Genomic DNA, 12,217 nt, shown 5'->3' with positions numbered 1-12,217 from the left:
CATTCTTCATCGTCATCTACGGCGATCAAACACCCGCTGACCGGCGGTAGGGAAGCCGCCGACGCCGGTGCATCGACCTTATGCGGGTCTGCGAACCAAAGTTCGCATCTTGGATTGCGAAACTTTTCGGGCTATCGAGAATGAACCGGCGCTAGTGCTTCGATTCATATGAGAATACGGGTTCGGGTCATCAGCCGACGGGCGTTAGCCCCGGTTATTGCACTGAAACCGTGGCTAACGCCATGCGGCTAATCCTAAAATCGAGTTGGCACGAAGCACTGGTGACGGACCTGACAACCGTCCTGACCGGAACGGATTACTTTTCCGGCATATCTTTCGTAGTGAGCTACGCTTATAAATCGACTGGTGTAGTGAATCCCTCCCCCTCACAAGGTGAGCCCTGATCCATGTGTGGAATCGTTGGTTACGTCGGAGCCAATAATGCTGGCGACTTTCTTATTAATGGCCTTCGTCGGCTGGAATATCGCGGCTATGACAGCGCCGGAATCGCGATTACGTGCGATCAGCAGTTCCATGTCACTCGCAGCGTCGGACGCATCGATGCGTTGGCCGGACGCCTAGGACCAAACCCCGTCGATGGGAAGCTTGGGATCGGGCACACGCGCTGGGCAACTCATGGTCCCGCAACAGAAGAAAACGCGCACCCACACGTTGGTGGTGATGGCGAAGTCATCCTTGTCCACAACGGTGTGATCGAGAACTTCCAAGTCCTGAAAAACGAATTGATCGAAAAGGGCTATGAGTTTTCTTCGGCAACCGACAGCGAAGTGGTCGCGCATTTGGTCGCCGAGGGGCTGAAGGTCACCAAGGAAACTCCAGATCAACCTTCGCTTCGATTCGCGCAAGCGGTTCAGTGGGCGATCGCGCAGCTGCGTGGTACATACGGTTTGGTGGTTGCGTTCCGAGATCAACCAGAACTTCTGATCGCGGCCCGCTTTGGCAGTCCGTTGGTTCTCGGCGTCGGCCACGGCGAATACTTCGTCGCAAGCGATTCGTCACCGTTGGCTGGATGCACCGACCGAATCGTGTACATGGCGGATCACCAGTTGGCCATCCTGACACCGGAAGGCTTCACCGTTTTGCACCGCGACCAAGGCAAAGTCAGTGTGCAGATTCAGCCACTCGAAGCCGTCGAAGAAGAAGTCAGCCTGCAAGGCTATGACCATTACATGCTCAAGGAAATCTATGAGCAGCCCGAGTCGCTACGAAATGCGATGCGTGGGCGACTTGATGAAGAAAACGCGACCGCTGTATTTGGCGGATTGAACCTGACGCCTCAGCAGCTGCGAAGCGTCGAAAGGATCATCTTGACCGGCTGCGGAACGAGCTGGCACTCGGCGCTAGTGGGTGAGTATTTGATCGAAGAACTCGCTCGGATTCCCGTCAGTGTTGAGTACGCGAGTGAGCTTCGGTACCGGAACCCGCCGATCGAAAACAACACGCTTGTGTTTGGGTTGACGCAAAGTGGTGAAACCGCCGATACGCTTGCAGCTTTGCGTGAGACCAAGCGTAAAGGACACCGCACACTGGCCATTTGCAATGTCGTTGGCAGCTCGATCGCGCAGGCCGCCGACGGCGGCGTTTACCTGCATGCGGGGCCCGAAATCGGTGTCGCGAGCACCAAGGCATACACCAGCCAGTGCTGTGTTCTGGCGATGCTTGCGCTGTACTTTGGTCGGATTCGCCACCTCAGCTATGAAGCCGGGACCAACATCATTTCTGATTTGATGAAGGCCCCAGGTGCGGTTCAGGAAGCCTTGTCATGCAACGAGCAGGTTAAGAGGGTCGCTGAGAAGTACCAGAACGCGACCAACATTCTGTACTTGGGACGTCAATTGAATTTCCCGACGGCACTTGAAGGCGCATTGAAGCTGAAGGAAATCAGCTACGTTCACGCCGAAGGCTACCCTGCGGCTGAAATGAAGCATGGCCCAATCGCATTGGTCGACGAAAATACGCCAAGCGTCTTCATCGTGCCTCAGGGAACGACATACGACAAAGTTTTGGCAAACATGGAAGAGGTTAAGGCGCGTGGCGGCCCGATCATCGCGGTGGCTAGCAAAGATGATCCACATATCGATGCGGTCGCGGACGACGTCATTCACATCCCGGACGTCCCTTCATTGATCCAGCCGATCGTGACGGTTGTACCGCTGCAGCTGCTTTCTTATCACATCGCATTGCTTCGTGGCTGCGACGTTGATAAACCGAGGAACTTAGCCAAGAGTGTCACCGTCGAATAACCGTTCCGACGATTTGTATGCAGCCGGCTTTTTTGCTTGAAAAGCCGTTGCGGAGAGCGTGAGGGAAACTACGCTTTACTTCTACGGGACTGCGGGGCGACACCATCTGCATATTTGTCCAGACATTCGGAAGAAGCAATGAATCGACACGGATTGACGTTTAATTCACGAAAGGCATTGATGAACAATATCGGCGAAGCCGCCGGCACTGAGATCGCCAATTTGATATCCGACATGGCATCGGAGATTGAAGAATTGCGTCGCACGAAAGTCAACGTGACCAAGATCGTCCCAGACGCTGAAGATTTGTCGTCGAACCAGTCGCAGGCGAGAATCTAAGCTTCCGCGTCCGCATCGAAAAATTGCCAGCAAACGCCGTGACAAATCACGGCGTTTTTTTAATAGCAAATCTCCAGGGACAGAGCACATCCAGGGACAGAGCACATCCAGGGACAGAGCACATCCAGGGACAGAGCACATCCAGGGACAGAGCACATCCAGGGACAGAGCACATCCAGGGACAGAGCACATCCAGGGACAGAGCACGCGCATTGCGTGAATTTGCCGGAAAGCAGGTCCGCTCAAGAGATGCACGATTGTTGAGCGATGAATTCTGGCGTTGCCTCGATTATTAGCAACGGAGCTAGCCAACGGTCCAGATGTGCTGAACTTCTGGTCAGCGTCGTTGTTTTTTTCGATCGCTGAAGTGCCGACACCAGCGCCAAATTCCGCCGTAGTGTCAGCGTTCGCCCCCATTAGTCTGTTTACCGCCATCGAACTGAAAGTCCAAAACCCTCATTGGCACACTGCTTGCTAACTGTGCTAGGCCAAGGGAGGAAAGTAAGGATACGCACTTTCTTCAGGGATGATCGCTTGAGTCGTAACGGGGAATTGCGACTCGGGCAGCTGAAAGTGATGCGAAGTCATGCACTAAGCTCACTTGATGTAATGGCTTTCGAGTCGGGTGATCTGGTTCCGGTGCCTGATCACCCGACTCTGCCATCACACCACAAAAAAAGCCAAGGCGTTTTGCCTTGGCTTTTTTTGTAAGTTAATTCAGAAGCAGCGAACTGCTAACAGCGACACTAGTTGCCAAACGGATCGCCACCGAATGGGTCGCTATCACCGGCTCCACCTCCGAACGGGCTTCCACCAGCATCTCCGCCGCCAAACGGGTCGCCACCTGCGGGGGCCGATCCACCGAATGGATCATCCGATGCAGCTGGTGCCGCTCCACCAGCAGCGGCTGCGCCGCCGACGGGTTCTTCGTTTGCGAAGGGATCTCCGACAACATCTTTCAGCATGTCGTTATCTTCGACTTTCGGAGCACCTTGCGCGACGTCGTCTGCGAAGGGGTTATCGACGGTCGGATTGACTGGTGCGGCGGGTGCAGGAGCGGGTCGAGTGGCCGGTGCTTGCTGAACCGGTGAAGGAGCGGCTGCGTTCAGCTCCTTCATACGAATGTCAGATCGGTTCGAAGCATTCGCCATTGCTTCCAAACGAGCAGTCTGACGAATTTGCTCAAGCTTCAAGCGGGCCGAGCCTTGGAACCGAGATAGCGAGCGACCGACGTAATACCCGCCACCGTACGCGGCTTCCAGTTTAGCACCTTCTTTCCAATCGCCTTCGGCTTGCTCCGGACGGCCTTGTAGGTGTGCGACGATTCCGCGGAAGTAATAGACGCGAGGATCTCGCGATCCGCCATCGATCGCGGCTGTGAGCTGGTCGAAAGCGTCGGCATAGTCGCCAGCGTAGTAAGCATGCACTCCGCGTCCGTAGGTTTCAGCGAGGACTGACTGGTTTTGGGCGAACACAGACTGGTTCACCGTTGCGGTCGTCGAACCGATAACCGCGGCAAGAGCTGCCAAAGAGAGCAAACGTCGAGACATTGCTAGTAGATCCTTTTTCCCTGTGCGAGCGGGCGAGAAGTTCAAATGCAAAAGAGAAGAGAAGAAGCGGATAAGTAAAGAATAGTTGTGCTTCCGGCGAACGGCAAACAGTTTAGCGGTTATAAAGTGCCCTTCGCCCGTCAAAAACCACCCGATTGACCGGATGCATTCCGCTTAACGAGACTGCAAGGGTAAAGCCGATCGCGATTATTCGATCCTCGGCCCCTTCATCACGCGGTTCAGTTTCCACCATGAGCTTGGTGGAGTAATTTCCCAACTGCGGCCCGCAGGGGCGGGTCGTAGGAAAGGTCGGAAGGCCCCTGCTGCAAATTCTCTTTGGCGTCGGGTGACAGTTCTTGTGTCGCGATTGCCTGCTCTGATTCACTGGCCTGAGCGGAAGTTTCGTCCTGCTCAAGAGCTTGGGTTTGCCCCGAACTTTCAGCCCCATCGCCATCGCTGTCCTTGGAAGGAGCCGGTACCTCATTGAGGTCTGACTCATTCGTATCGAGAGCATCGGGAATCTTTTCCTGTTCGCGACGATCAACCTGCTTTTGGGACTCCGTCGTCTCGCTTATCGGCTCCGTTTCGTTGTTGGTGACAGCAGGAACGACTGCCGACTCAGGATCCGCTTCGTCGTCGATCCCGCTGAGCAGCGGATAGGAGGCTCGGTCCCAACGAATTGCAAGACGCTGCAGTTCGTCAGGCTTCATCGGAATTGTGAAGCCCTTTGTCGGCCGCACACCCCAATCGTCTTCAGGAGTCGCATCGGCGTCGCGATGGATATTCCGATTGTTAGGTCGATAGTACTTGGCAACCGTCAACCGAAGGGCACTACGTCCATACTGAAGCGGTTTGATCTCTTGGACGGTACCTTTTCCATAACTTCGCGTGCCGGCGATGATGGCACGATCGTTATCTTTCAGACTCGCAGCAACAATTTCACTCGCACTGGCGGAGTTGCCGTTGATCAAAATCGCGACTGGGCGATTCGGATTAACAAGGACGTTCGAACCGGCAAAGTATGCCTTTTCAAGTTGCCCGCCACGGGTTCGAGTCGAAACGATTGTGCCTTCGGTCAAGAACATATCGGCAACATCGCGAGCGGCGTACAACAGGCCGCCCCCATTGTCACGAAGGTCCAACACCAGCGCTTCGAAATCGTTATTAAGATCAGTGAGTACTGCTTCCAGTTCTCGAACAGTCTTTTCACCAAAGCTTTTCAAGCGGATGTATGCGACGGCTGGATGAGATTTAAGTCGGTAGACCCATTCATTATTTTCATCGCGATGGTCGCCAACGACAGACTCGAGCTCAATCGTTGCCCTTTGAACGGACATCGCGATTTCATCGGCATCACGTCGGACAATGAGGTCGACGTCGGTTCCCGGAGCACCTTTGAGCCGATTGCTAACCTCCGGCAGTTTCATCGCTGAAACGTCGACACCGTTGACGTTAATAATCTGGTCACCGGGCAGCAACCCCGCACGCAATGCTGGGGATCCAACAAGCGGAGTGATCACACGAACCGGTTTCGATTCGTCGCGTTGACTAACAAGGATTCCGATACCGGCGAACTCTTGATGCATGCTGTCTTGAAAGGACTGATACGCATCGACAGCAAAGTAACTGCTGTGCTCGTCCAACTCGCCAACCACACCAAGAATCGCTGACGTCAACAACTGCTCGCGGTCGATCGGGTCAACGTAATTGCGTTCGATCAGGTCAATCGCTTCGCCAACGATGCTTGCGGTCCGCATCTTTCGATACTGGACGTGGCACAACCAGCACGTGACGACGGCGAAGAGAATGATATTAAAGTTGCGCGAGGGCATAGCGATCCAGGCGAATTCGACAACGACCTGACGGGACGACAGTTTTGAAGTTTAGCTTAACTTAACGGCTCGATTTAGCGTTGTGTTGGCAAGACGATGCGAAGCACCAAAAGCTGAGATAACCCCCACGACTAGCCAACGGAAGGTTGAACGAAGCTGATTCCGTCAACGAATCATCGTGACGGAATCAAGATCCGCGTTAGACGTCCGTCACTACGGAGCAAGCACCATGATTTCAATCGTTTTGAAATCACACGGATGACTTTCTGACTGTAGCGAAATGGTCCCGCTATCGAGCAGCAACCCATCTTGGCTTCGTTTTGCGATCAAGGTTTTTGAGTGATCGTCAGACTCATCAAGCTGGGGATCGGTGTATTCGAGAACGTTTTCCCCATCGATGATATGCCGGATCACTTTAGATCCGCGGACCTCGATTTCGACGGTCACCCAACCTTCGCCATGGAACGTTTTCGAACTCGAATTCGTGCAATGTGCACGATGCAATTTGCCCTTGTAGACAACGTTGGTGCCGGGAGTGCATAGGTTTGCCGTCGAACGATCATCGGTCCCATTGCCGCCAAGAAGTTGGACTTCGATGGACGCAGGAAAGTCCTGATCGACCGTCATCGTCTCGGGTGATTCCCCGTGGACCATGACTCCGCTATTTCGAATCGCCCAGCCCGGACCACCATTGGCCTGCTGGTCAACGAACCGATAGGTCACACGAAATCGGTAGTGCGAAAACGGACGGTCATAAAACAAATGTCCGAATCGCTCATCGAATGCCGGATAGGCTGACTCGTCGTATCGGACTTTCAATAGCCCGTCTTCAACGCGAAATGTGTCACCGTAATTCTCTCCCACTTTGTGGTAGCGAATTTTGGGCGTCCAGCCTTCCAGGTTCTGACCGTTGAACAACGAAACCCATTTGCCTACTGGAAAGTCGTCGCCTTTGCTTGTCGAGTTGTTGATCAAGACAAGAGTGGCGAATAGGCAAACGATCAAGCCAAGGTTTCGTTGTTTCATTCGAAAGTGGGGTGTTGGAGAAAATCAGCAGCGAGAAGTAATCAGCTTAACTTCGAGCGGCGCTACCAAGTGCGAGCCGCTTCGTACTCTGCGATTTTATCCGCCATCTGCAGGGTTTGCCCGATATCGTCCAAACCTTGCAACAGTTTTTCGCGGCGACTGGAGTCGACTTCGAAAGATCGCTTCCAACCATCGGCGTCGTAGATCTCTTGTTTTTCGAGATCCACCGTCAATTCGTAAGTGCCTTTTTCTTCAGCCTTGGCGAACAGTTCGTCAATGTCCGATTCGGGTAATACGATCGGAAGGACTCCGTTCTTGAAACAGTTGTTGAAGAAAATGTCTGCGAACGAAGGGGCAATCACGCTGCGAAATCCGTAATCATCAAGCGCCCAAACGGCATGCTCACGGCTGGATCCGCTTCCGAAGTTTCGGCGAGCGATCAGAACAGACGCATCTTTAACCGCTGGCTGGTTGAGTTCGAATTCTGGGTTCGGAGTTTCTCCGTCGTCTTCAAATCGCCAGTCGTAAAACAGGAACTGACCGAATCCGGTTCGCTCGATCCGTTTGAGAAACTGTTTTGGAATGATTTGATCGGTGTCTACGTTGGCTCGATTCATCGTCGCCACAACACCGGTATGTTTTGTAAAGCTTTGCATTCGTTCTAACCCTTGTAGCTCCAATCGCGGATGTCGACGAAATGACCTTCGATCGCGGCAGCCGCTGCCATCGCGGGACTGACCAGGTGGGTACGTCCACCTTTGCCCTGACGGCCTTCAAAGTTTCTGTTACTGGTGCTGGCACAACGTTCGCCCGGCGCTAGCTTGTCGGGGTTCATTGCCAAACACATGCTGCATCCCGCTTCGCGCCAATCAAAGCCTGCTTCGCGGAAGACCTTGTCCAGACCTTCGCTTTCGGCATGCTCTTTAACTTTACCGCTACCGGGAACAACCATCGCGCTGACTTTGTCGCTAACGCGGTGACCTTTGACGACTGCAGCTGCGGCACGCAAATCTTCGATCCGTGCGTTGGTGCAGGACCCGATAAAGACGCGGTCGATCGAAATGTCTTGAATCGCTTTACCGGCATCCAAGCCCATGTAGCTCAGTGCGTCACTGGTAGTTTTCTGATCGGTCGCGTCGTCGAAATCGGCGGGGTTAGGTGTCTTCGCGGTAATGCTAAGGACTTGCCCAGGGTTGGTTCCCCAAGTGACCTGCGGTTGGATATCCGAACCGGCAAATGTCAGTGACTTATCGTATGACGCACCAGCATCGGTGTTCAGTTCGCTCCATCGTTTTACCGCCGCATCGAAATCTTTTGGCGACTCGGGAAGTCCGCGGAGGTAATCGAACGTGACTTGGTCGGGTGCGATCATCCCGGCACGTGCCCCGGCTTCGATCGACATGTTGCAAACCGTCATGCGTTCTTCCATGGTCAACGCGCGGACGGCGTCACCTGTGTACTCCAGCACGTATCCGGTGCCACCGGCGGTTCCGATTTGGCCGATGAGGTACAGGATCATGTCCTTGGCCGTGACGCCTTTTGACAAGCTTCCATCGACACGCAATTCAAACGTCTTTGGCTTGAACTGCAGCAACGTCTGAGTTGCCAAAACGTGTTCGACTTCGCTGGTGCCGATCCCGAACGCGAGAGCGCCGAACGCGCCGTGAGTTGCCGTATGGCTGTCACCGCAAACGATGGTCATCCCTGGTTGTGTGTAACCGTTCTCGGGACCGATGACGTGGACAATCCCCTGACGAACGTCGCCGATGTCAAACAATTGCACGCCGAATTCGGCACAGTTTGCTCGCAGAGTTTCGATCTGCTTGCGGCTGATTGGGTCGGCGATCGGAAGCGAGCGATCGGACGTGGGAACGTTGTGATCGGGGGTGGCCAATGTTCGCTCGGGGCGTCGCACCGGCCGTTTGTTCATTCGCAGCCCTTCAAACGCTTGTGGGCTGGTGACCTCATGAACCAAATGAAGGTCGATGTAGACGATCGCGGGGCCGGATTCGCCCTGATGAACAACGTGCTGATCCCAGATCTTATCCAAAAGTGTCCGTGGGCCGGACGAAGATGCATCGGTCATCGAAGAGAATTGTCAGGGGGGTTTGGGAAAGCGGCTGTTAGCTGCCTCACTTTCGACAGAAAGCCAAATTTTGTCAATGAGCAGTCCAGCCACCTAGGGGTATTTAAACGGCGTAAAATCTAATTTTGATCCTCTCCATGGCGTTCCAAAGCATCCTTCACGCGGCTGCTGCAAGCCGCGTAATTGCAAAATTCCCCGACGCCTGGCCCCAGAAAACCAGACTCGTGAGAACGGAAAGTCAACTCGAGCCGAAATGCTCTCGATCCAGAACGACAACGCACCAACTCAAGGCAGCGTGGTGCAAATCAACATTAGCCGGCTATCGACGAACCGCTAACCGAGCCCGGTTATTCAAAATCCCGGTAGGAGACTAGAATCAGCCGAACGTTTGACTTTTCGCCACCAGTTTAGGTTCGCGCGTCCGCTGCATTGTGAATACAAGGCGAAAGGCATGCGTCTCTCGCTGACCAGCACCGTTTCAAAGCCCAGGATTCGAAGCCCCGTCATGGCCGTTTGGATTGATCGCTTCTTGATTGCCTGTTTGATTATCGTTGTCGGAGTACTGACGATTACCTCGCTGCCCGCCTTGGGAGGACAAACCCTGGGTGGCCAGATGCTGATGGCACACATGATGGCCAGCGGCGCGTTGGTATTCGGCTTGCCGGTTTTCGCGTTCGCGATGCTTCGTTATTTGACGCCGCGATACCAAACTTCCTGGACGCACGTCATCGGTTATCTGTCCACATTAGTCGCAGGACTGCTGACGATCGCAAGCGTTTTCTATTGCATGCTGCCAATCCCATCGACTTCGCAAATGCATGAAATGATGCATGTGCACAAACTCGCCGGCTTGGCGATGACGCCTGCGATACTAGTGATGCTGGTGGGCTTCTATTTCACACGATCAGCATCGCATCGCCATAGCTGAAGAAACGGTACTCGTTTTCGACAGCCTTCGCGTATGCTTCGAGGATCAATTCACGACCAGCCAAAGCACTGACCAAGATTAGCAATGTGCTTTTAGGAAGGTGAAAGTTCGTCATTAGCGCATCGACGACTTGAAACCTATAGGGCGGACGAATGAATAGGTTGGTCGTGCCTGACCATTCGCCCAAACCACCGTCTAATGCTGCTGCGGCACTTTCCAAGGTCCGAACGGCCGTCGTTCCGACCGCAACGCAGCGTCCACCGCCCTGACGACGCTGGTTAATCAAGTCAGCATTGTCTTCGCTGATCTCGGCCCATTCGGTGTGCATCACATGGTCGTCAAGCGAATCTGTCGAGACCGGACGAAATGTGCCCAAACCGACGTGCAGTGTGACTGACGCCGTTTCGGTTCCACCAGATTGAACCTGCTTCAAAAGCGAGGGTGTAAAGTGCAGCCCCGCAGTCGGCGCGGCGACGCTTCCGGGAGTCTTCGAAAACACCGTTTGATAATTTTGCACATCGTCGTCGACCATATGCCCATCGCGGATATATGGAGGCAACGGGACACGACCGTAACGCTGCAGCCACTCGTGCGGCGGGCTGTCTTCGTCCAAGCCTTCACTGGACGTGTTTCCAATCGATTCGGCTGCCGGTCGTGGCAAAACCACCAAATGCCCTTCTGCGGTGCGAGCAACAACTTCCAAACGCATCCCGGGCAAACCGTTTCGATCTTCGACCGTAATCGTCTCGCCGGGAACCAGCTTTCCACGCGTCTTGGTCAGCACTTCCCAAACGCCCGAATCGCCATCGGCACGCAAGAACAGGCCCTGCCAGCGACCGCCAGTACGAGTCCGAAAGCCGATCATCCGAGCGGGAATCACGCGGCTGTCATTGAGCACCAGCGTGTCTTCGCTGCGCAGCAAGTCCGGAAGGTCTCGGACGTGATGATGTTCAATTGTCCCATTGCGACGATTGATCAACATCAACCGAGCGTCACTTCGAGTGGCAAGTGGTTGCTGCGCAATCAATTCACGCGGCAGTTCATAGTCGTAAAGATCGATTTCGCTCATCGCGGCAGTGTAGCGAGACGCCCAAGGATCGGTACACAGGTGTTCTTTATGAAAGCGTGGGATTCGATGGCTTCGTGTACAGCCAACGACCTGGCGACTTGGTTCGTCCTAGAATGGGTAACACGGATACGGATTTACGGCAAAAGATATCCAATGTGGCATCCAGCAGCCTCTCGCATGATGAGGCTGCTCAGCGGGCTAGCACGGTGGGGCAGCTCAGCGAGCTAGCTTTTTCTCCCCGGACTTTGCAAGACCCGTCTCCCCAACAATTGCCGTGATCAATTGTTTTTCGCTCGCATGTTTACGCTCGCAGCGGAACCAACCTGCCGGGTGAGTTGTCCAACCTCCCAGACAGCCGTATCAGTCAATGGAGATAAAGATGAAGCGAAATTGCGTCAGCCAGCTTTCAGCCCGTGACGAACTAAAGCGAATGAAGCCGAAGCGAGTAGCGTTCGGTCCGAGCTCAGCACTCAAGAGCAACGCCGCTCTGTTTTTCATCGCCGTGTCTTCGGTGCTCGCCACCTCGAACGCTTCGGCGCAGGTCTTGAGCGTGCGGCAATCACATCAAAGCCGGCAGCCTCAACCGATTTCCAACACGGTGAACCCTGCGACGGCGAATTCATCAACGCTGTCCAGTGCTGCTTCCAATGTCGGCCCTACCAAAGATGTCACCTATCAATTGGTGCTGCTGATCGAATCGGACGACGAAAATCGCTTGCCCTACGATGGTCCGGCACGGTCTGGACTTAGCAAAGCAGGTTTCGGAAGACTCGTTCAAGCCGGATCGGCGACTTCGATGATTACCATCGGACAACGATCGACCGTAAGTGGCACTTCACGTTACGGCCAGCTGTCAATGATGTCGACGCTGCTGAACACCACAGAAAAGAATCAGTTGCAAATTCAGATCCAATTGAAATATCAAAACCAGTCGCCATTGACGATCGAAGCCACCGCACGTGTTCCGGTGGGTCGTTGGGTCTTGGTGGGCGCGGCGGAGTCGCGGAGCGGTCTGCCTAAAGATGCGAGCGATGGTCGACGTGTCGTCGCGATTCTGAAAGTCGACGATGGTGTGATGACACTCGATTAGTGCCGCAGTTCCCAGTCGAGCAATCGGCGCGAA

10 protein-coding genes are annotated in these 12,217 nt (G+C 54.3%); 4 read left to right on the top strand and 6 right to left on the bottom strand.

What is annotated here, in order from left to right; translation table 11 throughout:
- Positions 1-407 precede the first annotated feature (407 nt).
- Complete coding sequence (glmS, locus tag LOC67_RS21230) at positions 408-2,264, top strand: glutamine--fructose-6-phosphate transaminase (isomerizing) (protein WP_230264820.1); 1,857 nt, start codon at positions 408-410, stop codon at positions 2,262-2,264.
- A gap of 138 nt (positions 2,265-2,402) precedes the next feature.
- The gene (locus LOC67_RS21225; RefSeq protein ID WP_230264819.1) at positions 2,403-2,603 is read left to right on the top strand and encodes a hypothetical protein; all 201 of its coding nucleotides are present in this window, start codon (positions 2,403-2,405) and stop codon (positions 2,601-2,603) included.
- Positions 2,604-3,349: 746 nt separating this feature from the next.
- Here LOC67_RS21225 and LOC67_RS21220 read toward each other — a convergent pair.
- From LOC67_RS21220 to leuC, 5 genes are all read right to left on the bottom strand, one after another.
- The gene (locus LOC67_RS21220; protein WP_230264818.1) at positions 3,350-4,153 is read right to left on the bottom strand and encodes a hypothetical protein; all 804 of its coding nucleotides are present in this window, start codon (positions 4,151-4,153) and stop codon (positions 3,350-3,352) included.
- A 239-nt stretch (positions 4,154-4,392) separates the two neighbouring features.
- Complete coding sequence (locus LOC67_RS21215) at positions 4,393-5,910, bottom strand: S41 family peptidase (RefSeq protein WP_230264817.1); 1,518 nt, start codon at positions 5,908-5,910, stop codon at positions 4,393-4,395.
- 288 nt (positions 5,911-6,198) lie between these two features.
- Positions 6,199-7,011 carry a DUF1080 domain-containing protein gene (locus LOC67_RS21210; protein ID WP_230264816.1) on the bottom strand — a complete coding sequence of 271 codons (813 nt, stop codon included), beginning with the start codon at positions 7,009-7,011 and terminating at the stop codon, positions 6,199-6,201.
- Positions 7,012-7,073: 62 nt separating this feature from the next.
- Positions 7,074-7,667, bottom strand: a complete 594-nt coding sequence (leuD, locus tag LOC67_RS21205) for a 3-isopropylmalate dehydratase small subunit (protein WP_230264815.1) — start codon at positions 7,665-7,667, stop codon at positions 7,074-7,076.
- A 5-nt stretch (positions 7,668-7,672) separates the two neighbouring features.
- Complete coding sequence (gene leuC, locus LOC67_RS21200) at positions 7,673-9,097, bottom strand: 3-isopropylmalate dehydratase large subunit (protein ID WP_230264814.1); 1,425 nt, start codon at positions 9,095-9,097, stop codon at positions 7,673-7,675.
- 505 nt (positions 9,098-9,602) lie between these two features.
- Between leuC and LOC67_RS21195 the strand changes: the two genes are divergently transcribed.
- Positions 9,603-10,025, top strand: a complete 423-nt coding sequence (locus tag LOC67_RS21195; protein WP_230264813.1) for a hypothetical protein — start codon at positions 9,603-9,605, stop codon at positions 10,023-10,025.
- On the opposite strand, the gene queA is transcribed toward LOC67_RS21195, so the two are convergent.
- Positions 9,994-11,094, bottom strand: a complete 1,101-nt coding sequence (queA, locus tag LOC67_RS21190) for a tRNA preQ1(34) S-adenosylmethionine ribosyltransferase-isomerase QueA (protein WP_230264812.1) — start codon at positions 11,092-11,094, stop codon at positions 9,994-9,996. The genes LOC67_RS21195 and queA overlap by 32 nt on opposite strands.
- 379 nt (positions 11,095-11,473) lie before the next feature.
- Between queA and LOC67_RS21185 the strand changes: the two genes are divergently transcribed.
- The gene (locus LOC67_RS21185; protein WP_230264811.1) at positions 11,474-12,184 is read left to right on the top strand and encodes a hypothetical protein; all 711 of its coding nucleotides are present in this window, start codon (positions 11,474-11,476) and stop codon (positions 12,182-12,184) included.
- The last annotated feature ends 33 nt before the right edge of the window (positions 12,185-12,217 follow it).

Source organism: Stieleria sp. JC731 (assembly GCF_020966635.1).
Lineage (GTDB): Bacteria > Planctomycetota > Planctomycetia > Pirellulales > Pirellulaceae > Stieleria.
The sequence above is the reverse complement of the archived record's forward strand: the minus strand, read 5'-3'. Positions and strand labels throughout refer to the sequence as shown.